This window comes from Lysobacter sp. DMC104 (genome assembly GCF_056313665.1).
Window position 1 is genome coordinate 124,269 of the sequence record NZ_JBQUZW010000004.1, and the last position, 24,884, is coordinate 149,152.

Annotated in this window: 22 protein-coding genes; 5 read left to right on the forward strand and 17 right to left on the reverse strand. The window is 69.3% G+C overall.

The features are described 5' to 3' along the window. Positions 1-9 precede the first annotated feature (9 nt). Both ACT53R_RS07420 and ACT53R_RS07425 read right to left on the reverse strand, forming a co-directional pair. Positions 10-1,107, reverse strand: coding sequence for a homocysteine S-methyltransferase family protein (locus tag ACT53R_RS07420; protein ID WP_476171218.1), 1,098 nt, complete (start codon positions 1,105-1,107; stop codon positions 10-12). Then, positions 1,104-2,033, reverse strand: coding sequence for an ArsR/SmtB family transcription factor (locus ACT53R_RS07425; protein ID WP_476171219.1), 930 nt, complete (start codon positions 2,031-2,033; stop codon positions 1,104-1,106). Before ACT53R_RS07425 ends, ACT53R_RS07420 begins: the two co-directional genes overlap by 4 nt. A 130-nt stretch (positions 2,034-2,163) precedes the next feature. On the opposite strand from ACT53R_RS07425, the gene ACT53R_RS07430 reads away from it, so the two are divergent. Further along, positions 2,164-3,342 carry an acyl-CoA dehydrogenase family protein gene (locus ACT53R_RS07430; RefSeq protein WP_476171355.1) on the forward strand — a complete coding sequence of 393 codons (1,179 nt, stop codon included), beginning with the start codon at positions 2,164-2,166 and terminating at the stop codon, positions 3,340-3,342. A gap of 202 nt (positions 3,343-3,544) precedes the next feature. Next, entirely contained in the window at positions 3,545-8,557 is a 5,013-nt protein-coding gene (locus tag ACT53R_RS07435; RefSeq protein ID WP_476171220.1) for an NAD-glutamate dehydrogenase, read from the forward strand. A gap of 77 nt (positions 8,558-8,634) precedes the next feature. Here ACT53R_RS07435 and ACT53R_RS07440 read toward each other — a convergent pair whose 3' ends face one another. After that, entirely contained in the window at positions 8,635-9,582 is a 948-nt protein-coding gene (locus ACT53R_RS07440; RefSeq protein ID WP_476171221.1) for a lysozyme, read from the reverse strand. A gap of 333 nt (positions 9,583-9,915) precedes the next feature. Further along, on the reverse strand, positions 9,916-10,311 hold the full coding sequence (locus tag ACT53R_RS07445) for a hypothetical protein (RefSeq protein ID WP_476171222.1): 396 nt from the start codon (positions 10,309-10,311) through the stop codon (positions 9,916-9,918). A 243-nt stretch (positions 10,312-10,554) separates the two neighbouring features. Between ACT53R_RS07445 and ACT53R_RS07450 the strand changes: the two genes are divergently transcribed. Both ACT53R_RS07450 and ACT53R_RS07455 read left to right on the forward strand, forming a co-directional pair. Then, the gene (locus ACT53R_RS07450; RefSeq protein WP_476171223.1) at positions 10,555-11,325 is read left to right on the forward strand and encodes an NAD kinase; all 771 of its coding nucleotides are present in this window, start codon (positions 10,555-10,557) and stop codon (positions 11,323-11,325) included. 31 nt (positions 11,326-11,356) lie between these two features. Then, positions 11,357-11,785 carry a hypothetical protein gene (locus ACT53R_RS07455; RefSeq protein WP_476171224.1) on the forward strand — a complete coding sequence of 143 codons (429 nt, stop codon included), beginning with the start codon at positions 11,357-11,359 and terminating at the stop codon, positions 11,783-11,785. A 45-nt stretch (positions 11,786-11,830) separates the two neighbouring features. On the opposite strand, the gene ACT53R_RS07460 is transcribed toward ACT53R_RS07455, so the two are convergent. After that, the gene (locus ACT53R_RS07460; protein WP_476171225.1) at positions 11,831-12,520 is read right to left on the reverse strand and encodes a hypothetical protein; all 690 of its coding nucleotides are present in this window, start codon (positions 12,518-12,520) and stop codon (positions 11,831-11,833) included. Between ACT53R_RS07460 and ACT53R_RS07465 the strand changes: the two genes are divergently transcribed. Beyond that, positions 12,443-13,372 (forward strand): 5'-nucleotidase, encoded by a 930-nt coding sequence (locus tag ACT53R_RS07465; protein WP_476171226.1) that lies wholly within the window; start codon positions 12,443-12,445, stop codon positions 13,370-13,372. The genes ACT53R_RS07460 and ACT53R_RS07465 overlap by 78 nt on opposite strands. A 178-nt stretch (positions 13,373-13,550) precedes the next feature. Here the strand turns inward: ACT53R_RS07465 and ACT53R_RS07470 are convergent, their stop codons facing one another. The 12 genes from ACT53R_RS07470 to ACT53R_RS07525 form a co-directional block, all read right to left on the reverse strand. After that, the gene (locus ACT53R_RS07470) at positions 13,551-14,717 is read right to left on the reverse strand and encodes a DUF4785 domain-containing protein (protein WP_476171227.1); all 1,167 of its coding nucleotides are present in this window, start codon (positions 14,715-14,717) and stop codon (positions 13,551-13,553) included. A gap of 11 nt (positions 14,718-14,728) precedes the next feature. Further along, the gene (locus ACT53R_RS07475; RefSeq protein ID WP_476171228.1) at positions 14,729-15,586 is read right to left on the reverse strand and encodes a hypothetical protein; all 858 of its coding nucleotides are present in this window, start codon (positions 15,584-15,586) and stop codon (positions 14,729-14,731) included. Between the two features lie 171 nt (positions 15,587-15,757). Then, entirely contained in the window at positions 15,758-16,444 is a 687-nt protein-coding gene (locus ACT53R_RS07480) for a DUF2461 domain-containing protein (RefSeq protein WP_476171229.1), read from the reverse strand. A gap of 10 nt (positions 16,445-16,454) precedes the next feature. Beyond that, positions 16,455-17,897: an exodeoxyribonuclease I gene (gene sbcB, locus ACT53R_RS07485; protein WP_476171230.1), complete on the reverse strand. Its 1,443-nt coding sequence runs from the start codon at positions 17,895-17,897 to the stop codon at positions 16,455-16,457. Next, positions 17,898-19,259 carry an FAD-dependent oxidoreductase gene (locus tag ACT53R_RS07490; RefSeq protein WP_476171231.1) on the reverse strand — a complete coding sequence of 454 codons (1,362 nt, stop codon included), beginning with the start codon at positions 19,257-19,259 and terminating at the stop codon, positions 17,898-17,900. Beyond that, the gene (gene kynU, locus ACT53R_RS07495) at positions 19,256-20,512 is read right to left on the reverse strand and encodes a kynureninase (protein WP_476171232.1); all 1,257 of its coding nucleotides are present in this window, start codon (positions 20,510-20,512) and stop codon (positions 19,256-19,258) included. Before kynU ends, ACT53R_RS07490 begins: the two co-directional genes overlap by 4 nt. 11 nt (positions 20,513-20,523) lie before the next feature. Next, positions 20,524-20,676, reverse strand: a complete 153-nt coding sequence (locus ACT53R_RS07500) for a hypothetical protein (RefSeq protein WP_476171233.1) — start codon at positions 20,674-20,676, stop codon at positions 20,524-20,526. Further along, positions 20,673-21,683 carry an amidohydrolase family protein gene (locus ACT53R_RS07505; protein ID WP_476171234.1) on the reverse strand — a complete coding sequence of 337 codons (1,011 nt, stop codon included), beginning with the start codon at positions 21,681-21,683 and terminating at the stop codon, positions 20,673-20,675. Before ACT53R_RS07505 ends, ACT53R_RS07500 begins: the two co-directional genes overlap by 4 nt. A gap of 7 nt (positions 21,684-21,690) precedes the next feature. Continuing rightward, on the reverse strand, positions 21,691-22,239 hold the full coding sequence (locus ACT53R_RS07510) for a 3-hydroxyanthranilate 3,4-dioxygenase (RefSeq protein WP_476171235.1): 549 nt from the start codon (positions 22,237-22,239) through the stop codon (positions 21,691-21,693). A gap of 2 nt (positions 22,240-22,241) precedes the next feature. Next, a complete protein-coding gene (locus tag ACT53R_RS07515; protein ID WP_476171236.1) occupies positions 22,242-22,667 on the reverse strand; it encodes a RidA family protein in 426 nt (141 codons plus the stop codon). Then, positions 22,667-23,332, reverse strand: coding sequence for a carbonate dehydratase (can, locus tag ACT53R_RS07520; protein WP_476171237.1), 666 nt, complete (start codon positions 23,330-23,332; stop codon positions 22,667-22,669). Before can ends, ACT53R_RS07515 begins: the two co-directional genes overlap by 1 nt. 15 nt (positions 23,333-23,347) lie before the next feature. Then, positions 23,348-24,772 carry an aldehyde dehydrogenase gene (locus ACT53R_RS07525; protein ID WP_476171238.1) on the reverse strand — a complete coding sequence of 475 codons (1,425 nt, stop codon included), beginning with the start codon at positions 24,770-24,772 and terminating at the stop codon, positions 23,348-23,350. Positions 24,773-24,884 lie beyond the last annotated feature (112 nt).

Below are 24,884 nucleotides of genomic sequence, written 5' to 3' on the forward strand. Positions count from 1 at the left end.
GCTGCGCGTTCATGCGGCTTCGGCACCGGTGTCGGGGAGGGCGCGCGGCGGCAGGCCGGCCATGGCCTGGCCCATCGCGCGGATGTGCTCGGGCGTGGTGCCGCAGCAGCCGCCCACGAGATTGACCAGACCGGACGCGGCGAATTCGCGCAGCACCGCGGCCATGTCCTCGGGCGTCTCGTCGTAGCCGCCGAAGGCGTTGGGCAGGCCGGCGTTCGGATGCGTGCTCACGTACGCGTCGGCGACCTGCGCCAGCACGTCGACGTGGGCGCGCAGGTCCTTCGCGCCGAGCGCGCAGTTCAGGCCGATCGCCAGCGGCCGCGCGTGGCGCAGTGAGTACCAGAACGCCTCGGCGGTCTGCCCGGACAGCGTGCGCCCGGAGGCATCGGTGATCGTGCCGGAGATCATCACCGGCAGCCGCTCGCCGCGGGCCTCGAACGCTTCCTCGATCGCGAACAGCGCGGCCTTGGCGTTGAGCGTGTCGAACACGGTCTCGACCATGAGGATGTCGGCGCCGCCGTCGATCAGGCCGTCGGCGGCCTCGCGGTAGGCGACGCGCAGTTCGTCGAACGAGATCGCGCGGAAGCCGGGGCGATTCACGTCCGGGCTGATCGACGCGGTGCGGCTGGTCGGGCCGAGCACGCCGATGACGTAGCGCGGCTTCGACGGATCCTTCGCCTCGGCGGCGTCGCAGGCCTCGCGGGCGAGGCGGGCGCCGGTTTCGTTCAACTCGCGCGCGAGATGCTCCAGGCCGTAGTCGGCCAGCGAGATCGTGGTCGAGTTGAAGGTGTTGGTCTCGATCAGGTCCGAGCCGGCGTCGAGGTAGGCGTCGTGGATGCCGCGGATGATCTCCGGGCGGGTCAGTGACAGTAGGTCGTTGTTGCCCTTCTGGTCGCGGCTGCAGCCGCAGCCCGGGCCATGCGCGTGGTCCGCGGCGGCCTGGGCGTCGAAGCCGTCGGCGAAACGGGTGCCGCGGTAATCGGCTTCCTGCAACTCGTGGCGCTGGATCATCGTGCCCATCGCGCCGTCGAGCAGCAGGATGCGGCGGCGGAGGTCGGCTTCGAGCCGGGCGACGCGCGCCGGGGCGCGCCAGGGCAAAGTCTTCATGGTTTCCTCCCGATCAGCGCGATGACCTCGAAGTGCGGCGGTCGCTTCTCGCGCGTGACGGTTTCCGTGGTGGCGATCTCCAGCCCGGCCTTCTCCATGAACTTGCGCAGTTCGCGGTCGGTGAAGCCCAGGTTGACGTGTCCGTAGGCCTCGACCGCGGCGCGATGCTCGTGCCGGGCGAGGCTGCTCAGCAGCAGTCGGCCGCTCGGGCGCAGCACGCGCGCGGCTTCGGCGACGGCCACCGCCGGGCGGCTGGCGTAGGTGAGGGCGTGCATCAGCACGACCAGATCGAAGTGGCCGTCCTCGAATGGCAGCGCGTGCATGTCGCCCTCGCGCACGGCCACGTGCTCGAACCGGCGCAGGCGGTCGCTGGCGGCGGCGACCACGCGGGCGCTGGCGTCGACGCAAACGTATTCCTGCGAGTGCGGGGCCAGCAGTTCGGCCAGCACGCCGTCGCCCGAGGCGATGTCCAGTACCCGGCCCGGGGCCAGCAGCGGCAGCGCCGAGCGCGCCAGCGCCTCCCAGGTACGGCCGGGGGAGTAGTGCCGTTCCATGTCGCCTGCCACGCTGTCGGCCCAGTTGGCGTCGGCGGCGCGGGCAGCGAGCACGCCGGGGATGCGTTCCTCGTCCTGGCGCAGCAGCGGGTCGTCGCTGCCTTCGCGCAGGGTGCGCCACAGCGCGCGCTGGGGCTCGTCCAGGCCGGTGTCCTCGAAGCGGTAGTAGGCCGAGACGCCGGCGCGGCGATCGCGCACCAGCCCGGCGTCCTTCAGTCGCGCCAGATGGGTCGAGACGCGCGGCTGGGCCAGCCGGGTGATCGACGACAGCTCGGCCACGGTCAGTTCCTCACGTTCGAGCAGCGCCAGCAGGCGGACGCGGGTGGCGTCCGCCAGCACCTTCAAGCGGGCCGACCAGGCTTCGAGATCCATCGTGCAGGCCTCATATCTCAATATCGCGATACAAAGATGATTGTCCGCCCCCGGGCGGGCCGCGGTCAAGCCTGCGTTGCCGGTGCTGGGGTTGGACGAAGCCCGCGGCTACAATGCTGGTTTCGATTTCATCGACGAGGACGCGCCCGTGGATTTCCGCTTCACCGAAGAGCAGTTGATGATTCAGGACGTCGCCCGGCGCATCGCGCAGGAGAAGATCGCGCCCAGCGCCGAGCACCACGACCGGACCGGCGAATTCCCGCTCGAGAACATCCGCACCCTGGGCGAAAACGGCCTGATGGGCATCGAGGTGCCGGCCGAATACGGTGGCGCCGGCATGGACCCGGTCAGCTACGTGCTGGCCATGATCGAGATCGCCGAGGCCGACTGCGCGCACTCGACCATCGTGTCGGTCAACAACTCGCTGTTCTGCAACGGCATCCTGAAGTTCGGCACCGAGGCGCAGAAGCAGCTGTACGTGCGCGCCATCGCCGAAGGCCGCGAGATCGGCGCCTTCGCGCTGACCGAGCCGCAGTCCGGCTCCGACGCCACCGCGATGCGCTGCAAGGCAGTGAAGCAGGCCGACGGCACCTATCTCATCAACGGCAAGAAGAGCTGGATCACCTCCGGCCCGGTCGCCAAGTACATCATCCTGTTCGCCATGACCGACCCGTCCAAGGGCGCGAAGGGCATCACCGCGTTCATGGTCGACACCGCCAAGCCGGGCTTCCACCGCGGCAAGACCGAACCCAAGCTCGGCATCCGCGCTTCGGCCACCTGCGAGATCGAGTTCCAGGATTACGTCGCCACCGCCGACGAAGTGGTGGGCGTGGAAGGCGAGGGCTTCAAGATCGCCATGGGCGTGCTGGACGCGGGCCGCATCGGCATCGCCTCGCAGGCCGTGGGCCTGGCCAAGGCCGCCTACAAGGCCGCGGTGGCCTATGCCAAGGAGCGCAAGAGCTTCGGCCAGCCCATCGGCAGCTTCCAGATGATCCAGGCCAAGATCGCCGACATGAAGTGCCGTCTCGACGCGGCCGAGATCCTGACCCTGCGTGCGGCGTGGGCCAAGGCGCAGACCGACCGCAACGGCGGCCGTTTCAGCACCGAGGCCTCGGTCGCCAAGCTGACGGCGTCCGAAGCCGCGATGTTCATCACCCACCAGGCGCTGCAGATCCACGGCGGCATGGGCTATTCCAAGGAAATGCCGCTGGAGCGCTACTTCCGCGACGCCAAGATCACCGAGATCTACGAAGGCACCAGCGAGATCCAGCGCCTGGTGATCGCCCGCAACGAGACCGGGCTGCGCTGATGACCCTGCGGCCCGGTGCCGCCGTTCCGCTCCGGCAGGCCGCGCCCCGCGGCCGGCGCCGGCGCGGCGGGCGCCCGGGCCGTGTCCCCGTTCCAACGTCCCCCACGACGTCCCCGGACGCCGGCGCCCCCGTGCGACCTGCGTCCGCCCGCTCCGCCACCGGAACGCGCCCGTCCCCGGCGCACCACGGACCGCCTCTGACATGACCAAGAAAACCTCCGCCGCCGGCGCGCAGAAAGCTGCCCGCTCTCCCGCCCGTCCTTCCGCCGGTGCCCGCCAGGGCCGCTCCCCGCAGGGGCTGCTGGCGCCGATCCTCGATGCCGTCCGCCACCGCGCCGGCAAGGGCCGGCAGGACGCCGCCGCCGACTTCGCCGCCGCGTTCTACCAGCGCCTGAGCGAGGACGAACTGCCGGCGCATTCCGCCGATGCTTGGGCGGCGCTCGCCGACGACATCCTCGAATTCGTGCGCCAGCGCAAGCCGGGCACCGCCAACGTGCGCCTGTTCAACCCGACCGCGGCGAAGCACGGCTGGGAGTCGCCGCATACCGTGCTGCAGATCGTCAACGACGACATGCCGTTCCTCGTCGACTCGGTGACGATGGCGCTGGCCGAACGCGGCATCGGCGTGCACGTGCTGGGCCATCCGATCGTGAAGCTGCAGCGCGACAAGGCCGGCCGCCTCACCGGCGTGGGCGAGGGCCATGCCGAATCGATCATGAGCCTGGAGATCGACCGCCAGTCGGCGTCCGATGCCGCCGAGATCGAGATCGCGATCCGCGGCGTGCTCGCCGACGTGCGCACGATCGTCGAGGACTGGCCGACGATGCGCGAGCGCATGCTCGCCATCACCGAGGACCTGGGCAAGCGGCCGATGCCGATCGGCGATGCCGCGCGTGCCGAGGCGCAGGAATTCCTGCGCTGGGCCGCCGCCGACCACTTCACCTTCCTCGGCTACCGCGAATACCGCGTGAAGAAGCAGGGTGGCGAGGATGTGCTGGCCGCCGACGTGAAGACCGGCCTCGGTCTGCTGCGTACCCAGGACGCCGGCAAGCCGCGTCCGCTCGGCACGCTCGCCGCGCACGACATGCAGCAGTCGGGCCAGCTCGACGCGTTGATCCTCACCAAGACCAACGCCCGCGCCACCGTGCATCGTCCGGGCTACATGGACTACATCGGCGTGCTGAGCTTCGACGCCGACGGCCGCCCGGTCGCGGAGCAGCGCTTCATCGGCCTCTACACATCCGGCGCCTACACCCGTCGCCCGTGGGAAATTCCGCTGGTGCGCGAGCGCCACGACCAGGTCATGGCGCGCTCCGGCCTGTCGATCAACAGCCACAGCGGCAAGGCGCTGCGCCACATCCTCGAGAAGCTGCCGCGCGACGAACTGTTCCAGGCCAGCGAGGCCGAGCTGTTCGCGCTCGCCACCGGCGTGCTCAACCTGCAGGAGCGCGTGCGCAGCCGGCTGTTCCTGCGCCACGACCGCTACGGCCGTTTCTACTCGGTGCTGGCCTACATCCCGCGCGATCGCTACAACACCGAGATGCGTCTGCGCATCGAGACGATGCTGAAGGACGTGATGCATTCCGATCGCGTCGACTCCACGATCCAGCTCGGCGATTCGCCGCTCGCGCAGCTGCACATGCTGGTGCGCCCGCGCAAGGGCGAGACCGTCGACGTCGATTCCGCGCGGCTCAACGCGCACCTCGCCGGCATCGTCCGCAACTGGCAGGACAGCCTGCGCGAACAGCTGGTGACGCGCCACGGCGAAGAACGCGGCCTCGCGCTCGCCAACGGTTTCGGCCGCGCGCTGCCGGCGGGCTACATCGAGAAGGCCTCGGTCGCGATCGCCGCCGACGACGTCGCGCAACTGTCCGCGCTCACGCCCGAGCACGACCTCAGCCTCAGCCTCTACCGCGATCCCGACGGCGGCCTGCGCTTCAAGTTCTACCGCCTCAACGACGACATTCCGCTGTCCGATGCGCTGCCGATGATGGAGAACATGGGTCTGCGCGTGATCGCCGAGCATCCGTTCCGGATCGAATCCGCCGGCACCGTCGCCTACATCCAGGATTTCGAGGTCGAGGCCGCGCACGGCGATGTCGACGTCGCCGGCCTCGACGAAACCTTCGAGGACGCGTTCGGCCAGATCTGGCGCGGCAATGCCGAGAACGACGGCTTCAACCGCCTGATCCTGGCGGCGAACCTGTCGTGGAAGCAGGTGTCGATGCTGCGCGCGTACTGCAAGTACCTGCTGCAGCTGGGCGTGCCGTTCTCGCAGAGCTACGTCGAGGAAACCTTCGCGCGTTATCCGATCCTCGCGCGCCTGCTGACCGAGCTGTTCGAGGCGCGCTTCGATCCGGCCACCGGCAGCGAGTCGAAGGCGCAGATCAAGGCGGGCGCGGAAGTGTTCCGCAGCCAGCTGACCGCGCTCGCCGGCGGCGACGCCGCGGTGCTGTCGGCGGTGGAGCCGGTGATCGCCGCGCGCGCCGCCAAGCGCGAGGCGCAGCTGGACGCGACCCGCGCCGCGATCACCGCGCTGCTCGATCGCGTCTCCAGCCTCGACGAGGACCGCATCCTGCGCAGCTTCGTCGGCGCGATCGAGGCCACGCTGCGTACCAACTACTACATCACCTACCGCAGCGGTCGCTACCAGGACGGCCTGCGCGCCGACGGCGGCCCGGCCGACTACCTCAGCTTCAAGTTCGATTCGTCGAAGGTGCCCGACCTGCCGAAGCCGCGTCCGTTCCGCGAGATCTTCGTCTGCGGCCCGCGTGTCGAGGGCGTGCACCTGCGCTTCGGCCCGGTCGCGCGCGGCGGCCTGCGCTGGTCGGATCGCCGCGAGGATTTCCGCACCGAAGTGCTGGGCCTGGTGAAGGCGCAGATGGTGAAGAACACCGTGATCGTGCCGGTCGGCTCGAAGGGCGGCTTCTTCTGCAAGCAGTTGCCCGACGCGGCGACGAATCGCGACGCGTGGTTCGCCGAGGGCGTGGCCTGCTACAAGCGCTTCATCAACGGCCTGCTCGACATCACCGACAACATCGCCAACGACGGCCGCATCGTGCCGCCGGACGAAGTGGTGCGCCACGACGGCGACGACCCGTATCTCGTCGTCGCCGCGGACAAGGGCACGGCCACGTTCTCCGACATCGCCAACGGCATCGCGCGTTCGCACGGCTTCTGGCTGGACGACGCCTTCGCCTCCGGCGGTTCGGTCGGCTACGACCACAAGGGCATGGGCATCACCGCCCGCGGCGGCTGGGAGTCGGTCAAGCGTCACTTCCGCGCGATGGGCCGCGATTCGCAGACGGCCGACTTCACCTGCGTCGGCATCGGCGACATGTCGGGCGACGTGTTCGGCAACGGCATGCTGCTGTCGGAACACATCCGCCTGCTGGCCGCGTTCGACCACCGCCACATCTTCCTCGACCCGAACCCGGATGCCGCGCGTTCGTTCAAGGAACGCGACCGACTGTTCAAGCTGCCGCGTTCGAGCTGGGACGACTACGACAAGGCGCTGATCAGCAAGGGCGGCGGCGTGTACCCGCGTTCGGCCAAGGCGATCCCGCTGTCGGCGGAGACGAAGGCCGCACTCGGCATCGCCACCGATGCGACGTCGATGAGCCCGATGGAGCTGATGAACGCGATCCTGAAGGCGCCGGTCGACCTGCTGTGGAACGGCGGCATCGGTACCTACGTGAAGGCGTCGAGCGAAACCCACGCCGACGTTGGCGATCGCGCCAACAACGGCCTGCGCGTCAACGGCAACGAACTGCGCTGCAAGGTGGTGGGCGAGGGCGGCAACCTCGGCCTGACCCAGCTCGGCCGCGTCGAGGCCGCGCTGTCGTCGGGCGTGCTGCTCAACACCGACTTCATCGACAACTCGGCGGGCGTGGACACCTCGGACCACGAGGTCAACATCAAGATCCTGCTCAACGGCGAGGTCCGCAAGAAGAAGCTGACCATGCCCGAGCGCAACACGCTGCTCGCGGCGATGACCGACGAAGTCGCCGGCCTGGTGCTCAACGACAACTACCGCCAGAACCAGGCGTTGAGCCTGATGCAGCGGATGAGCCTGACCCGCCTGGGCTCGAAGCAGCACTTCATCCGCACGCTCGAGTCGCAGGGCCTGCTCGATCGCCAGATCGAATTCCTGCCGTCCGACACCGAGATCGCCGATCGCAAGGCGCGCGGCCTGGGCCTGACCCGCTCCGAGCTGTCGGTGCTGCTGTCGTACGCGAAGCTGGTGGCGTACCAGCAACTGCTCGACTCGGACGTGCCGGAAGACCCGTACCTGTCGAAGGAACTGGTCCGCTACTTCCCGCAGCCGCTGCAGAAGAAGTATGCGAAGGCGATGGAGCAGCACCGCCTGAAGCGCGAGATCATCGCCACCGCGGTCACCAACTCCACGATCAACCGCATGGGCGCGACGTTCCTGCTGCGGATGACCGAGGACACTGGCCGCACGCCGGCCGAGGTCGCGAAGGCGTTCACCATCACCCGCGAGACGCTGGATGCGCGCGACCTGTGGGTGCAGATCGACGCACTCGACGGCAAGGTGCCGGAGTCGGTGCAGGTCGATGCGTTGCAGGTCATCTGGACGCTGCAGCGCTCGATGACACGCTGGCTGCTGTCGCGGCCGGGTCCGATCCCGGGCATCACCGCGGCGGTCGAGCGCTACCACGACGGCTTCCGCGAAGTGCGTGCGGGCAAGGACATCCTGCCGGCCGCGATGCGCCCCGCCTACGATGCGTCCTACGCCGACTGGAAGGCGAAGGGCCTGCCCGAAGCGCTGGCGAAGCAGCTGGCGGCGCTGCCGTACCTCGAATGGTGCTGCGACATCATCGAAGTGGCGCGCGCGCGCAAGCTCAAGGCCGTCGACGTGGCGAAGGCGCATTTCCGCCTCGGCGAAGCGCTGCAACTGCCGTGGCTGTACCAGCAGATCGACGCGCTGCCGGTCGATGGCCGCTGGCACGCGGTCGCGCGCGGCTCGTTGCGCGACGAACTCGCGGCGCAGCAGCGCCAGCTGACGATGCAGGTGCTGGAAGCGCCCGGCGCGCACGCCGACGCGAAGCTGACGCACTGGATCGGCCGCGACGATGCCGCCCTGCGCTTCACCCTCGGCATGCTGTCGGAACTCGCTGCGCAGAAGTCGCTGGACTACCCGACGGCGTCGGTCGCGGTTCGCCGGCTGTCGATGCTGTCGCAGGCCGACTGAGCCACGCTGCCTGGAAACGAAAAAGACCGGCCGCTCGCGCGGCCGGTCTTTTTTTGTCGCGTGAGTTCGTTGCCGGATCAGGAACCGCGTGCCAGCACCACCAGGCGATCGTAGGCGCCGTTGAAGGTGTTCTGGTCGCCCGGGAACGTGCCGGAATCGGCGAACTGCCAGAAGGTGTAATAGCTCCACGCGTACGGCAGCGTGCCGACGCTCGTGGAATAGCGCGCGACCCACAGCGGGCTGGTTGCGCTGAAGTTGCCGGCCGTGCCCACGCAGGTCGACCACCAGCTGGTGCTGGTGTAGATCACCGGATAGCGACCGGTGCGGGTCTTGTAGCGGCTGCTGAAGGACGAGATCCACGCCGCCATGCCGCTCTTGCTCAGGCCGTAGCAGGTGGCGCCGTACGGGTTGTATTCCATGTCCAGCGCGCCGGGCAGCGTCTTCCCGTCCGCGGACCAGCCGCCGCCGTGGTTGACGAAGTAGTCGGCCTGCGTGGCGCCGGTCGTGGTGTCCGGACGGGCGAAGTGGTACGACCCACGGATCATGCCGACGTTGTACGAGCCGTTGTACTGCTGGGTGAAATACGGATTGGTGTAGTACGTGCCTTCGGTCGCCTTCACGTAGGCGAAACGCGCGCCGTTGTTGTAGGCCGCGGACCAGTTCACGTTGCCCTGGTAGCCGCTGACGTCCATGCCGGCGACCGAGCCGACCTTCGCGATCGACGGCGTCACGCCGTGGCGGGCGAGCAGCGGGACTTCGCGCAGGCGGATCTGCGAGCCCATCGGATGGTCGTTGGCGACGATGTAGGTCGCGACGGCGGTCGGGATCTCGGGATTGAGCTTGTCCAGCCAGTCGGCTTCGACGCCCGGCGCGGGCGCGGCTTCGGCAGACGCCTGAGGGCTTTCGTACGACGCGCGCGGCGCCTGCCGCGGGGCGGCCGTGGCGGTGGCGAGGGTCAGGGCGGCGAGGGCGACGAACAGGGTCGTGCGCGCCGTGGCGACGCGCGACGAGGGGTGTTGCGACATGCGGTATTCCTCCATGAAGACATCAGGGGCCGACGCCTGCTAGGGAGGTCGTCGGCGGGTATCGTTGCGGGATGCGCGCCGGGAGGGAGTCCGTGGGGTGCCGGGGCGCCCTCGGAAGATAGGGGACAGTTGTCCTTCGGTTCCGTGACGGAAACCGCTTTCCGGATGAGAGGAAAGGCCGGATGTTCTCGATAACAACGCCGGTCACGTTTCGCGGGGGTGCGAGAGAAGGCGCCGAGGCTCTGAGAGGCTTGGTCGTGCGGTTGCATGCGGGGCGTGCCGGCGTCGCGTGAGCGTCGCCGGCAGGACGCGATCAGGGCTGCAAGGGCTGCCTCAGCGCGGGTCGAACGGCACCTTCTTCGTGGTTTCCAGGTAGGCGAGGCAGATCGTTCTCGTATGCAGCACCTCGCCTTCGTACCAGACGTCGATCCGCCACCTCGCGCATCTGTCGACCGTGACCGGGATCGCGGCCGCGGTCGATTCGTGCGAAAAACCTTCCGCGCTGAGCACCATGTCCGCCGGCGCGCCGTTGTGGACCAGGAAGTCCTTCATCACGAAGGCGCGGCCGGACCACGCTGCTTCCTGGAAGGCCGGTTCGGACATCGAGACCGTGAAGGCATCCTGCACGGCCAGCCATTCCTCGTCGGGCATCTCCTGCGCGGACGACGCGAACGGGAACGCGAACAGTGCGGCGGGCAGGGCGAACGCCATGAGCATGCGCTGCAACATCATCCATCTCCTTATGTCGTGATTGCGAGGGCGGCGGCGGCGGCGGCGGCCGCCGGGCCTGCGTCCGGTGGTCGACCTTCCCGTCGAAACCCGCATGTGATCGCGGGTCATGCCGCCGGCGTGCGTGCGGAGAACCGCGACGCATGCGCTTCGACGTTACGCCGCCGGCGCCGCATGTGGCGTGATGATGATTCCAGTATATTTCCCGCATCACGGACACGCGGACGACTTCCGGAGCGCTCGATGCCTGCCGCACGCAAGATCGCCTTTCTCGCCAGTCCCATCCCCGATGCCCAGGCCGTGCGTGCCGCGCTCGTCGAGCGCCACGGACACCACGCCCCCGAAGAAGCCGACGTGCTCTGTGCGCTCGGCGGCGACGGCTTCATGCTGCAGACGCTGCATCGCCTCGGTGGGCTCGGGCGGCCGGTGTACGGCATGAAGCTCGGCACCGTCGGCTTCCTGATGAACCAGTACGGCGACGACGACCTGCTCGCGCGCCTCGACGCCGCCGAACCCGCGGTGCTGCGCCCGCTGGAGATGCACGCGCATACCGAATCGGGTGCGACGGTCGTGTCGCTGGCGTACAACGAGGTGTCGCTGCTGCGCCAGACGCGGCAGGCGGCGCACATCGGCATCGAACTCAACGGCCGCAACCGCCTCGACGAACTGATCTGCGACGGCGTGATGGTCGCCACCTCCGCGGGCAGCACCGCCTACAACTATTCCGCCGGCGGCCCGATCCTGCCGCTGGGCAGCGGTGTGGTCGCGCTGACCCCGATCGCGCCGTTCCGGCCGCGGCGCTGGCGCGGCGCGCTGCTGAAAGCCGACACCGAAGTGCGCTTCCGCGTGCTCGATCCCTACAAGCGCCCGGTCAGCGCCACCGCCGACTCGCACGAAGTCCGCGACGTGGTCGAGGTCGCCGTGCGCGAATCCCGCGACCGCACCGTGACCCTGCTGTTCGACCCCGAGCACAACCTCGAAGAACGGATCCTCAGCGAGCAGTTCGTGGCGTGAACGCGGTCGTTGCAACGGCGCGGGGGCTCGCATGAATCGGCATGCCTTCGCCGCGATGCTGTTGTCCCTGATCGCATTCCCGGCAGGCGCGACGAGCGCGCTCTACACGGATGGCCTGCCGGTCGAGGTCGGTCTGGTGGGCGGCGACTTCAGCCCGGCGTTCGAAGGCACCATCGAGGCGGACTTCGTCGGCAACACGGGGCGCAGGGCGTTGCCACCCGGGACGTACCGCATGCAGGACTATCGCTACCGCAATCGCTTCCTCCTGCGCTTCGACAAGCCGGAAGCGCAGGCCGGCGGACCACCTTCGTTCACACTCGAGGTCTGTGGCAATCGCGCGGTCATGACGATCGATGGCAAGCGCCACGTCGGCTGCTTCGCATGGGACGACGACGGCGGTGGCTGCAACGGCCATCCTCCGTCGAAGCCGGTCGAGACGACGGGCTGCCGGGTGCCGTGATCACGCGACGCAGTCGTCCGCGGGCCACGTGATCCTGCGGTGCCATCACCGCTGCCGATGCGCCCGGGACGCCTCGCGCGATGCGCGACGGGGCGTCTGTCGCGGCCACAGCAGGCCCTCGCCGCAGTACACGAGCACGGGCCAGGGAATGTCGGAGAGCAGGACGGCTTCGACCTCGTGGTGGCCGGCTTCCGGCGTCCACTCGGGCGGCATCGCGAACGCGATGTCCCAACCGTTCGGATCGGAACGCAGCGTGAGGGTGCCTTGCCGCGCCTCGTCGCCGTCGGAATCCTTGTGCAGGACAAGCGTCGCGGGCACGCGTCGGCCGCGACGTGTCCCCGCGGCCGCATTGCGCAGATGCGCTCCCGATGTCCATGCCGCGAAGGCGACCAGCACCGCACAACTGCCCGCGAACAAGTACAGGACTTCCAGTGTCTGGTCTCCCGCGTAGTGGAAACCGGCGAATGCCGCCGCCGCGACCAGCAGCGCGCCGGGCAGCAAACCGGCAAGCATGCGCGACTCGCCGATGCGGCGCAGCATGCGTTCATGCTCGGCGTGTGTCGCGGCGCGGTGCGCCATGGTCGTCCCGGCTGGAAAGGGTTCCAGAGCGTAGCGCAGGTCGCAGCCCGCGAGACGCGTTTCGGGCAGACTGTCGCCATGAACGCCGCCGACGTCTCCGATCCCCTCGTCATCGCCATCTCCTCCCGGGCGCTGTTCGACCTGGAGGAGGGCCACGCGCTGTTCGAGGCGCAGGGCGTCGACGCCTACGCCGATTTCCAGCGCAGCCGCGAGGACGAACTGCTCGCGCCAGGCATCGCCTTCCCGCTGGTGCGCAAGCTGCTCGCGCTCAACCGCGACGCACCGAAGGACGCGCCGCGGGTCGAGGTGATCCTGCTGTCGCGCAATTCCTCGGACACCGGCCTGCGCGTGTTCAACGCGATCCAGCACCACGGCCTGGACATCCGCCGTGCGACCTTCACCTCGGGCGCGCCGACGTGGCCGTACGTCAAGCCGTTCGGCGCGCACCTGTTCCTGTCCGCCGATGCCGAATCGGTGCAGCGCGCGCTGGAACACGGCATCGCCGCGGCGACGCTGCTGCCGTCGCGGTCGGTCGCGCCGACGAACCAGCCGGGCGGCGACGCCGGCGACGAACGCATCCGCATCGCCTTCGACGGCGACGCCGTGCTGTTCAGCGACGAGAGCGAGCGGGTCTCGCGCGAGGGCGGGTTGGAGGCATTCGCGCGCCACGAGCGCGAACGCGCGCACGAACCGCTGTCGGGCGGACCGTTCCGCGGGTTCCTCGACGCGCTGCACCGATTGCAGTCGGCCTATCCGGTCGAACGCTGCCCGATCCGCACCGCGCTGGTCACCGCGCGTTCGGCACCGGCGCACGAGCGGGTGATCCGCACGCTGCGCGAATGGGGCATCCGCCTCGACGAGGCGCTGTTCCTCGGCGGCCGGCCGAAGGGGCCGTTCCTGCAGGCGTTCGGCGCCGACATCTTCTTCGACGATTCGCCGCACAACATCGATTCCGCGCGCGAGCACGTCGCCGCAGGGCACGTGCCGCATGGCGTGATGAATCGCTGAGCGTTCGCGGTTCTGGTACGCACCCGGCCGTCATCTTCGCGAAAGCGAGGACCCACGCTTCGGCTGCGGTCACACATGGGGCCGCGCTTGCGCTGGGATGACCGCCGTTCTTCATGCGCTTCCCGGAAACGACAAGGGGCCTTGCGGCCCCTTGTCGTTCCTGCGGCTTGCGACGCGATCAGCGGGCGCGGCCCGCGCTCTCGCGGCTTTCCAACGGCGCCATGCGCGACTGGTCGTTCAGTTCCAGCTGGCGCACTTCGAACGGCGCGCCGTAGCCGGCCGGCAGGTGGCTGCGCTCGAATTGCAGCACCAGCATGCCGTTGCCGCGCTTCATCCACGCGGCGCTGTGCGCTTCGGAGACCGGACGCATGACGCCGTCGGGCGCGGTGGCGAACAGCGTGCCGCGGGCCTCGTAGCGGCCTTCGGATGCGGCCTGCACCGGCAGCGCCATCCGCATCGTCTTCGCGTTGAACGCGAACACGCCGTTGAAACGGGCGGTGGGCGCGGACACGGCGAACGCGGTGCGGGCATCGCGCTGGATGCCGTCGGCGTCGGCGAACACCTGCAGCTCCCACAGGCCCGGCGTGTTGCCGACCTTGTTCGGCAGCTTCACGTCGGCGGTGAGGGCGCCGGCGCCGTCGGCTGCGAGGGCGACCGGCCAGGTGCGGCCGTCGGGGGCGACCAGCAGCGCTTCCGCCTGCAGGTGGCCGCCGCGCTTGCCGGCGTGGCTCATGTCGACGTCGAACCGCAGGCTGTCGCCGGCCAGCGCGCGTGCGCGGTCGGTGCCGGCGCGCAGCACGTCGTTGCTGGCGGGCTCGAACACGTGCACGAGGTAGCTGCCCTGGGCCTTGGGCACGCGCACCGTGTAGGTGCCGGCGCCTTCCTGCACGTCGAGCTTGGCGATCAGGCTGCCGGCCGACACGTCCATGCCGGCCTTGGTCAGCTGTTCGGCCGAGGCGACCTGGGCCAGCTTGGCCGCGCCGCGACCGTCGGACACCTGCAGCTCGTCGCTGCGCAGCGCGCGGGCGCCTTCGGCCGGGCTGATGCGGATCAGGCTGCCCGGGGCGGACATCTTCAGCGCCAGACCCTTGTCGAGCTGGGCGGCATCGACGGTCTGCCAGTATTCCCGGCTCTGGGCCACGAACGGCTGCTGGGCGACGACCGGCTGCGCGGGATCGAGCTTCCACGAGAAGGACACGGGAGCGCGTTCGATCTGCGCCGACGGGGCCGGCAGCGCGACGAGGCGGGAGGGCGACTGGTCGGTCGCGGCCGGCGCGCGCAGGGGCTGGGCGGCCGAGGCGGCGAAGGAGGCGAGGGCCAGCGCGATGGCGATGGAAAGTCTCATGGCGGGGGTCCTCACTGTCCGACGTCCGTGCGGAGAATGGTGTTGAGGTTGAAGCAGGCGCGGCGGCTCTGGTTGTGCGAGAGCGGTTCCACGCCCGCGGTGCGCGAGGTGTCGTAGAACCAGACCGAACCGGCGGCCGACTGGCTGGTGCAGTTCAGGAAGCCGTCCGAGCAGCTGGCCAGCCAGTTCTGGGTGACTTCCAGGCCGACGTTCTCCGTGTAACCGCCGCAGTAGCTGTCGCTGTCGAACGGCGAGGAGTCGACGTCGGTGCCGACCACGCTGCGGAAGGTCTTCGGCAGCGCCGGGCGGCCGCTCGTGCCGTACAGGTTGTTGGTGTTGTAGTAGGCCATCCAGCTGGTCTGCTGCATGCGCACGGCGTCGTTCTGGTAGCCGAGCAGCCAGCCCACGGCGGCCTCGAAGATGTTGCCGTTCATCACCGCATCGGCCAGCGGCGTGCCCGCGGACGACGGCGCCAGCGCGTTGACGCGGACGGTCTTGGCGATGATGTTCGGGTAGCGGCTGTCGTAGGTCGGGTTCGACAGGATCCAGCGCATCACGTTGCCACCGTTGGAGTGGGTGATGACGATCAGGCGGTCGATGCCCTTGGTGTTGATGAAGGTGGTCAGCTGGCCGGCCAGGCAACCGGCGGCGCGGCTGTCCCACATGTACTGGGTGAAGTCGCAGTTGATGACGACGTAGTTCGCCGGGTTCGGCAGGCCGCCGCGCACGGAGTCGACCATGGTCGGCTGCCAGTAGTCGTTGTAGGCGTTGGTCTGGGAGCCGGTGCCGTGGACGAACGCCACGCCGGTCGCAGCGAACGCACACGGTGCCGCCAGAGCGAGCGCGAGCCCGCAGAGGTATTTACGCACTTGGTTGTTCCCCTCGATTGGGTTTCTGGTTCCTTGAAGGCGCAACCCCGGTCGCGCCAGTCCTTGCCTGCCGTCCCGCTGTCGGCGGCATCGAGCCGAGGATACGGGCCCGTATTGACACTGTCATGTCGCGATGCGGCATCTCGTCATGCCGGGATCGCGATGTAATGCTCAGAATTCGAGGTCGAGCGCCGCGCAGAGGTAATCGACGAACGGGCCCATCCCCTGCAGATCCTTCGCCAGCACGGACAGCAGCCTGGGCCCGGTCATGGTGGCATCGTCGATCGCGCGGATCGCGACGTGGTTCTTGCGGCGCAGGTCGTCCAGGTACGGGAAGTCGGCCGGGAAACCGCGCGGCGGGCGCACCAGCATCTCGTCGTCGTCCAGGTCGAAGCGCTTGCGGAACGCCGGCGCATGCGCGGCCGCCGCCCAGCTGCCCGGGTTGTCGACGATGAACTGCCGGATCCGGCGCAGGGTCTCGGGCTCGGGGTGCCACAGGCCGGCGGCGACGAAGCACTGCCCCGGCTGGAGGTGCAGGTAGAACGAGGGGGCCTCGACTTCCCGGTGGCGCTCGTGGAACAGCCGCGCGCCCTGCCAGTTCTTGTACGGCGCCTTGTCGTTGCTGAAGCGGGTGTCTCGATGGATGCGGAACAGCGAGCCGCCGACGGTCTTCGGGTCGGCGCGGTAGTGCTCGCTCACCTCGCGCAGCGGCGCCTGCAGGTCGGTCAGCAGCGCGAGGAACGGCTTGCGCACGTGGTCCTCGTAGTCCTGCTTGTGGTCCTGGAACCACGCGCGGTCGTTGTGGCGGGCGAGGGCGCGCAGGAAGCGGAAGCTGCGATCGGAGAAGTAGGCGCTCATGCGAGGGCATTCATACGAGACTGGACTCCAGGGCATCGGCCCATGCCTGGGCCTGGTCGAGCAGCGCCTGCGCGCGGCCGTCGCCGGCGTGCGCCACGCGCAGCGCGGCGACTTCCGCACGATGCTGCGCGAACGTGACGTCGGACAGGCCGCGATCTTCGCACAGCCGACTGCGGCGGTAGGCGTCCCAGCGCATGCGTTCGTCGGCCGAGAGCGTGTCCGGCAGGTTGCGGGCGCGATAGCGGAACAGCAACTCCGGCAGGCGCGCGTCGGCGAACGCGAAATCGCGGAGCCCCAGCGCTTCCGGTGGCGTGCCGCGGACCTCGGCGAACTTGCGCTTGTCGGCGTCCTGCAGGAACCCGTCGTACAGCGAACCATCGACGTCGCCCGGCTCGAAGCGGTCGCGTCCGGCGTAGATACGGCGCAGCTTCTCCGCCAGCGCCGGTCCGGCCTCGCGCAGCCGCGCGGCGCGGGCCTCGACGAGCGCGGGATCGATGCCCAGCCGATCGAAATCCGGCGAGCGCAGGTGCGCCCATTCGATCAGCATCGGGCTGCGGTTGAGGTGCACTTCCTTCAGCGGGATGCGGGTCTCGCCTTCGGGCAGGTCGGCGATCGGCGTGTAGAGCCGGTCGGCGATGGCGTCGGCGTCGAGCGCGAACAGCGGTTCCGGGTCGTCGTGCAGGTCGAACACGATCACCCGGTTGTCGATCCGCGGATGCCGCGCCAGCGGCGCGACCGCGGCCGCGCACAGCCGCGCCGCCGGGAAACGCTGCGAGACGTGCAGCACCGGCGTCATCGCGACGGTGTCGAGCAGGCGCGCGGCGAACCGCTTGTCGCGCAGCTTCAGCGTGTAGTCCCAGAGCTTCGGCTGCGCGGCCCGGAGCTTGCGCGCCATGCCGATCAGCGCGCGCACGTCGGACAGCGCTTCGTGCGCATCACCTTCGCGCACGCCGTTGGCGTCGGCCAGATGCTCCAGCTTGAACGACGGTGCGCCGTCCTCGCGCTTCGGCCAGACGATGCCGTCCGGCCGCAGCGCATGCGCCAGCCGCATCACGTCGAGCAGGTCCCAGCGCGAATTGCCGCCGCGCCACTCGCGTTCGTACGGGTCGTAGAAGTTGCGGAACAGTCCGTGGCGCACGAACTCGTCGTCGAAGCGCAGCGAGTTGTAGCCCAGCGTGCACGTTTCCGGCGCGGCCATCGCCTCGTGGATGCGCGCGAACGCCTCGGCTTCGGTCACGCCTTCGCACAGCGCCTGCTGCGGCGTGATCCCGGTGATCAGCGATGCGATCGGCGAGGGCAGCAGATCGTCGGCCGGCTTGACCATGAAATCCCAGGGCTCGTCGATCTGGTTCAATTCGGCGTCGGTGCGGATCGCGGCGAACTGCGCGATCCGCGTGCGCCGCGGATCGGTGCCGAAGGTCTCGAGGTCGTAGAACAGGAAGCTCGCTGCCACTCAGACCTCCGATGCCAACGGCGACAGGCGTTCCTGCACCCTGCGGTCGATCGCGTCCCAGTCGAGATCGTCCAGCGTGTCGCGTCCCCGCGTGGCTTCCACCAGCAGCGCGCGCTGCACCTGCCCGCGGGCGAACGCCAGCGCGTACGGTACGCGCATGAACGAGACCATCGTGTAGCGCGGCACGAAGCGGCCGGGATGGCGCTCGGCGAGCAGGCGTTCGAGCTTGCGCTGCAGCAGGAAATCCGCGTCGTCGACGCGATCGCTCATCTCGCGGTAGTTCTCCAGCGCCATCGCCTGGATCGCGGCGGCGTTGGGCTTGCGCTCGGCCTCGAACGCGGCGAACGCGGTCGCGGTGTCGCCGTCGCCTTCGAGGTGCGCCGCCAGCGCGACGCAGTCCTCGAACGCGCAGTTCATGCCCTGGCCGTGGAACGGCACCATCGCGTGCGCGGCATCGCCGACCAGCACCGCGCGGCCGTCGAGATGCCAGCGGTCGAGGTACAGCGTCGCCAGCAGGCCGGTCGGGTTCGCCACGAAATCATGCTTGAGATCGGGGATCAGCGGCAATGCGTCGGGGAAGTCGCGGGCGAACAGCGCCGCGGCGTCGTCGCCGTCGCGCACGGTCGCGAAGCTGAGCGGACCTTCGTTGCGCAGGAACAGGGTGACGGTGAAGGTGCGCTCGTCGTTCGGCAGCGCGATGCACATGTAGTCGCCGCGCGGCCAGATGTGCAGCGCGTTGGGCTCGATCCGGAAGCCGCCGTCCGCGGCGGGCGGGATCTCCAGCTCCTTGTAGCCGTGCGGCATCGCCTCGATGCGTTCGCCGAGATCCGACACCGCCTGCATCGCCGCGCGGAGGCTGGAGCCGGCACCGTCGCAGCCGACCAGCGCATGGAACGGCCGCGCGATGTCCTCGCGCTCGCCGACGAAATGCGCGATGCGGGCGTCGAAGTCGACGCGTTCCAGCCGGCGGTCGAAATGCAGATTGACGCCTGCGGCCTCCGCGGCGTCGAGCAGCACGATGTTGAGGTCGCCGCGGCTGATCGACCAGATCACTTCGCTGTCGTCGCGGCCGTAGCGCTGCAACTGCTCGCCGCCGCCGCGCGGATGCACCATGCGCCCGCGCATCATCACCGCGTGTTTCATCACGTCGGCGGCGACGCCGGCCGAGCGCAGCGCGTTGAGGCCGCGTTCGGCGAGGGCGAGGTTGATCGACCGTCCGCCCGCGTAGCCATGCACGCGCGGATCGCCGCGGCGCTCGAACACCTCGACCGTCCAGCCGCGCTGGGCGAGCAGGGTGGCGAGCAGCGCGCCGGCCAGACCGGCGCCGACGAGGGTGATGTGTCGATCGGCGATCGCGGTCATGCCTGCCACTCCCGGACGGTGCGCGCGAAACGCAGCACGTCGGCGAAGGTGTTGTAGAGCGGCGCCGGCGAGATCCGGATCACGTCCGGTTCGCGCCAGTCGCCGAGGACGCCGCGCGCGGCGAGGAACTCGAACAGCGCGCGCCCGCGCGCGCGGCCGCCGTCGACGCGCAGCGACAGCTGGCAGCCGCGTTCGGCGGGATTCGCCGGCGTCACGATGTCGAGCACGTCGGCCAACTGCGTGCGGATCAGCGTGTCGAGGAAGCCGGTCAGCGCTTCGGATTTCGCGCGCAGCGCCGGCATGCCCGCCTGCGCGAACAGCTCGAGTGACGCACGCAGCGGCGCGAGGCCGAGGATCGGCGGATTGCTCAGCTGCCAGCCGTCGGCGCCGGGCGTGGGCACGAACTCGGGGCCCATGCGGAAGCGCGTCGCTTCGTCGTGGCCCCACCAGCCGGCGAAGCGCGGGCGATCGGTGCGCGCGTGACGTTCGTGCACGAAACAGCCGGCGACCGCACCGGGGCCGGCATTCATGTACTTGTAGTGGCACCACACCGCGAAGTCCGCGCCGCTGTCGTGCAGCGCGAGCGGCAGATTGCCGACCGCATGCGCGAGATCGAAGCCGACCATCGCGCCGGCGGCGTGTCCGAGCCGAACGATCTCCGCGAGGTCGAAGGCCTGCCCGGTGCGGTACTGCACGCCGGGCCACAGCACCAGCGCCAGCGTGTCGCCGTGTTCGGCGATGGCGCGTTCGATCGCCGCCATCGAGAACGTGCCGTCGTCGCGATCGGGCGCGAGTTCGATCAGGCATTGGTCGACGGAGAGGCCATGGAAATGCAGCTGCGACGCCATCGCGTGGCGGTCCGACGGGAACGCACCGGCCTCCATCAGGATGCGGTTGCGGCGGCCTTCGGGGCGGAAGAAGCTGACCATCATCAGGTGCAGGTTCGCGGTGAGCGAGTTCATCGCCACCACTTCCCGGGGCTGCGCGCCGACCACGCCGGCCAGCGCATCGCGGACCAGCGCGTGGTACGGCATCCACGGCGCGGGTTCGCGGAAATGCCCCTCGACCGCGTCGCGCGCCCACTTGTCCATCACCTCGTCGACGTACGCCCGCGCGCCGCGCGGCTGAAGGCCGAGGGAATTGCCGCAGAAATACGCCATCTCCGCGCCATCGTGGTGCGGGATGTGGAACTGCGCGCGGAAGTCGCGCAGCGGATCGGCGGCGTCGTGCCGGCGGGCCCAATCGTCGTTCATCGATGCATCGTTCACGCGAACACCATCTTTTTTGCCGGTAGAGCGACCTGACCAGCCATCCGGCTGTTGAAGACCAGGCCGCTGATTTCGAAAAAGACAAAGATTCGACGAGACAGCGGCCTGAAGGCCGCTCTACCGAGAAAGGCGGTGCGATGCGCGCTCACGCGAACCTCGCCATCGGCAGGCCCAGCCATTCCAGCGCGGTGCCGTGGTACAGCCGGGCTTGCTGCTCGGTATCGAGCCCGAGCGCGGCGATCCCGGCGCCGGGGTGCTGTTCGCCGAGCGGGAACGGGTAGTCGGTGCCGAGCATGATGCGCTCGGCGCCGCAGGTGTCGATCAGGTAGCGCAGTGCGCGCGGATCGGCCACCCACGAATCGAAATACAGCCGCGACAGGTATTCGCGCGGGTTGCGGAAATTGTCGGTGGCGACGAGGTCCGGGCGCATGTTGAAGCCGTGCTCGATGCGGCCGATGGTGTACGGGAAGCTGCCGCCACCGTGCGCGAGGCAGATCTTCAGCTGCGGCAGGCGCTCCAGCACTCCGCCGAAGATCAGCGAACAGGCCGCGCGCGATTGCTCCGCGGGCATGCCGACCAGCCATGGCAGCCAGTATTTCGGCATCGATTCGCTGCCCATCATGTCCCACGGATGGATCAGGATCGCGGCGCCGAGTTCGCTCGCGGCCTGGAAGAAATCGAACAGCTCCGGCGCGTCGAGGTTCCAGTCGTTGATGTGCGAGCCGATCTGCACGCCCTGCAGACCGAGCTGGTCCATGCAGCGTTCGAGCTCCTGCACGGCGAGCCGCGGCGATTGCAACGGCACCGTGCCGATGCCGGCGCAGTGGCGCGGGAAGTCGCGCACGGCCTCGGCCATGTGGTCGTTGAGCGCCTGGTGCAGGTCGTGCGCGTGCTGCGGCTTCGCCCAGTAGCTGAACATCACCGGCACCGTGCTCAGCACCTGCACCTGTACGCCGAAGCTGGCGAATTCCTCCACGCGGATCTTCGGATCCCAGGTCTTGGGCCAGATCTCGCGGAAGAACTTGCCGTCCTTGTAGATGCGCGAACGGCCGTCGTCGCCGTGGTGGATCACCGGGAAGCGGATGTCGCCGTACTTCGCCGCGAGGTCCGGCCAGTCGCGGGGCAGGTAATGGGCGTGGGTGTCGATCTTCAGCATGCGCGACTCAGGTGACGTCCGCTTCCGAATCCGCCGCCAGTTCGTAGCGCGACGGCCGCGGGTTGAGCGTGCCGCATGCCTTGCAGGTGCGCAGCGCATCGTCGCGGTAGAAGCGCTCGAAGATGCGGAAGAAATCCTGCTCGATGTCGACGAGGTGGAAGAATTCCTCGTAGAGTTTGTGATTGCATTCGACGCAGAACCACATCAGCGCGTCGTCCTCGTGCGGCAGGCGCTTGCGCTCCATCACCAGGCCCACCGAGCCCGGCATGCGCTGCGGGCTGTGCGGCACGCGCGGCGGCAGGTAGAAGGTCTCGCCGGCGCGGATCGGGATGTCCCTTGGCTTCCCGTCTTCCTGGATGCGCAGCACCATCTCGCCTTCGAGCTGGAAGAACCATTCCGGGCCTTCCTCGAAGTGGTAGTCGGTGCGTGCGTTGGGGCCGCCGACGATCATCACGATGAAGTCGCCGTCGACGATGCACTTGTTGCCCACCGGCGGCTTGAGCAGGTGGCGGTGTTCGTCGATCCAGGCCTGCAGGTTGACGGGACCGGGCAGCATGTTCATTCCTTCGGTGCGCCGATGCACTTGAGTTCGATCGCGATGGGCGTCGGCAACGCGGTGATGCCCAGCGTGGTCCGGCACGGGGCGGCGGCCGGGTCGGGGAAGTGTTCGGCCCAGATCGCGTTGTACGCCGCGAAATCACGCGCCATGTCGGTGAGGTAGACGGTGACGTCGACCAGATCTTCCCAGCGCGCGCCGCTGGCTTCGAGCACGGTACGCACGTTGGCGAGCACCGCGCGGGTCTGCGCCTCGATGTCGTACGCGATCAGCCGGCCTTCGGCATCGTGGACGTTGCCGGGAATCCCGTTGCCGATCGGATCGCGCGGACCGATGCCCGACAGGAACAGCAGCCCACCGACGCGCCGCGCATGCGGGTAGTGGCCGACGGGCCTCGGCGCGGCGGAAGCGTGGATGGCGTCGGCCATCAGCGGTCCTCGCGGTCGCTGCGGATGCGCGCGAGCGCGGCCGCGTACTGGGCTTCGAGCTGGTCGCTGGCGGAGACGTTCACGCCGAGGTCGTGGACCAGGCCGTCGCGCAGGGTGTAGACCCAGCCGTGCACGGTCAGCGTCTGCCCGCGCGCCCACGCGTCGCGGACGATGGTGGTCTCGCAGACGTTCGAGACCTGCTCCAGCGCGTTGAGTTCGCACAGGCGATCGTGCTGCAGCGCCTCGGTGCCGACCTCGGCCAGCAGCGTCGCGTGCTTCACGACCACGTCGCCGACGTGGCGGATCCAGTTGTCGGCCAGCCCGACGCGGGCGCCGGTCAGCGCCGCGTGCACGCCGCCGCAGCCGTAGTGGCCGACGACGAGGATGTGCTCGACCTTCAGCACGTCGACCGCGAACTGGATCACCGACAGGCAGTTGAGGTCGGTGTGGACGACGACGTTGGCGATGTTGCGGTGAACGAAGACCTCGCCCGGCGCGAGGTCGACGACCTGGTTCGCCGGTACGCGCGAATCGGAGCAGCCGATCCACAGGTACTTCGGCGCCTGCTGTTGCGAGAGGCGCTGGAAGAAGCCGGGATCCTCGCGCTGGACGCGGGCGGCCCATTCGGCGTTGTTGCGCAACAAATCCTGCAGCGATCGACTCACGTGTTCACTCCATGATCAAAGGGCGATGCCCACGTTGCGGGCTTCGGTGAAGAATCGCATGGCGTCCATGCCGCCTTCCCGGCCGAGTCCGGAGCGACCCATGCCGCCGAACGGCGTGCGCAGATCGCGCATCAGCCAGGTGTTGATCCAGACCATGCCGGTGCGCAGTTCCGCGGCGAAGCGGTGCGCGCGGCGCAGGTCGGCGGTCCAGACCGAAGCGCTGAGGCCATAGTCGGAGGCGTTGGCCAGCGCGAGCGCTTCGTCGTCGTCGTCGAACGCCTGCAGCGTGACCACCGGCCCGAAGATTTCCTCGCGATTGGTCGCGCAGTCGGGGCCGAGGCCGTCGAGTACCGTCGGCGCGACGAACCAGCCCAGCCGATCGAGTGCATGCCCGCCGCAGAGCACCTGCGCGCCTTCGTCGCGGGCACGGGCGATCGCGGCCATGACCTTGTCGAAATGCGCCTGCGACACCAGCGGGCCCATGCGCGCGTCGGAATCCATCGGGTCGCCGACGCGCAGCGTCCGCGCGCGCTCGACGAAGGCGTCGCGGAATTCCGCGAAGATCCGGCGCTCCACCAGCAGCCGCGAGCCGCACAGGCAGATCTGCCCGCTGTTCTGGAACGCCGAGCGCACCAGCGTGTCGAGCGCGGCGCGCCAGTCGCTGTCGGCGAAGACGAGGGTGGCGTTCTTGCCGCCGAGTTCCAGCGACACCTTCTTCAGCCGCTCCGCCGCGAGCACCGCGATGCGGCGGCCGACGGCAGTGCTGCCGGTGAACGAGATCGCAGCGATGCCGGGGTCGGTCACCAGCGCCTCGCCGATCTCCGGGCCGGTGCCGTGGACGATGTTGAGCACGCCAGGCGGCAGGCCGGCCTCGGCCGCGAGTGTGCCGAGCATCGTCGCCGTCGCCGGCGTGATCTCCGACGGCTTCGCGACGACCGTGTTGCCCGCGGCCAGCGCCGGCGCGATCTTCCACGTGAACAGGTACAGCGGCAGGTTCCACGGCGAGATCGTCGCCACCGCGCCCAGTGGCTGGCGCAGCGTGTAGTTCAGTCCGGCCTGGCCGTGATGCGATTCGCTGGCGAACTGGGTCGCGGCGTGCGCGAAGAAACGCAGGTTGGCGATCGCGCGCGGGATCTCGGCGTCGCGCGCCAGCGCCAGCGGCTTGCCACCGTCCAGCGCCTCGGCATGGGCGAAGTCGTCCAGGCGGGCCTCGATGGCGGCGGCGAGGCGTTCGAGCCGCAGCGCGCGTTCGGTCGCCGGCAGCGCCGCCCAGGCCGGGAACGCGCGCCGTGCCGCAGCGACCGCATCGGCCGCATCGCGCGCATCGCCCGCGGCCACCTGCGCATACGCCTGCGCACGGGCGGGATCGAACACGTCGAGCGTGCGTCCGTCGCGCGCCGCACGGGATTCGCCGTCGATCAGGTGCAGGAAGGTGCGCATGGCGACAAGCTTACCGGCAACCGCCGCGTCCGTGTCCGGCGGTCCTGTTCCCGTGCGTTTTCCCTTGCGCCGCGCACGACGACGATGCGCGCTTCCCCCGACCCGCAGGAGT

Coding starts and splice junctions, on each gene's coding strand:
- ACT53R_RS07465 (WP_476171226.1), top strand. CDS start 12,443: ATGAACGCCGCCGACGTCTCCGATCCCCTCGTCATCGCCATCTCCTCC.
- ACT53R_RS07435 (WP_476171220.1), top strand. CDS start 3,545: ATGACCAAGAAAACCTCCGCCGCCGGCGCGCAGAAAGCTGCCCGCTCT.
- ACT53R_RS07425 (WP_476171219.1), bottom strand. CDS start 2,033: ATGGATCTCGAAGCCTGGTCGGCCCGCTTGAAGGTGCTGGCGGACGCC.
- ACT53R_RS07480 (WP_476171229.1), bottom strand. CDS start 16,444: ATGAGCGCCTACTTCTCCGATCGCAGCTTCCGCTTCCTGCGCGCCCTC.
- ACT53R_RS07420 (WP_476171218.1), bottom strand. CDS start 1,107: ATGAAGACTTTGCCCTGGCGCGCCCCGGCGCGCGTCGCCCGGCTCGAA.
- ACT53R_RS07515 (WP_476171236.1), bottom strand. CDS start 22,667: ATGGCCGACGCCATCCACGCTTCCGCCGCGCCGAGGCCCGTCGGCCAC.
- kynU (WP_476171232.1), bottom strand. CDS start 20,512: ATGAACGACGATTGGGCCCGCCGGCACGACGCCGCCGATCCGCTGCGC.
- ACT53R_RS07445 (WP_476171222.1), bottom strand. CDS start 10,311: ATGTTGCAGCGCATGCTCATGGCGTTCGCCCTGCCCGCCGCACTGTTC.
- ACT53R_RS07455 (WP_476171224.1), top strand. CDS start 11,357: ATGAATCGGCATGCCTTCGCCGCGATGCTGTTGTCCCTGATCGCATTC.
- ACT53R_RS07490 (WP_476171231.1), bottom strand. CDS start 19,259: ATGACCGCGATCGCCGATCGACACATCACCCTCGTCGGCGCCGGTCTG.
- ACT53R_RS07505 (WP_476171234.1), bottom strand. CDS start 21,683: ATGCTGAAGATCGACACCCACGCCCATTACCTGCCCCGCGACTGGCCG.
- ACT53R_RS07470 (WP_476171227.1), bottom strand. CDS start 14,717: ATGAGACTTTCCATCGCCATCGCGCTGGCCCTCGCCTCCTTCGCCGCC.
- ACT53R_RS07440 (WP_476171221.1), bottom strand. CDS start 9,582: ATGTCGCAACACCCCTCGTCGCGCGTCGCCACGGCGCGCACGACCCTG.
- ACT53R_RS07510 (WP_476171235.1), bottom strand. CDS start 22,239: ATGCTGCCCGGTCCCGTCAACCTGCAGGCCTGGATCGACGAACACCGC.
- ACT53R_RS07450 (WP_476171223.1), top strand. CDS start 10,555: ATGCCTGCCGCACGCAAGATCGCCTTTCTCGCCAGTCCCATCCCCGAT.
- ACT53R_RS07525 (WP_476171238.1), bottom strand. CDS start 24,772: ATGCGCACCTTCCTGCACCTGATCGACGGCGAATCCCGTGCGGCGCGC.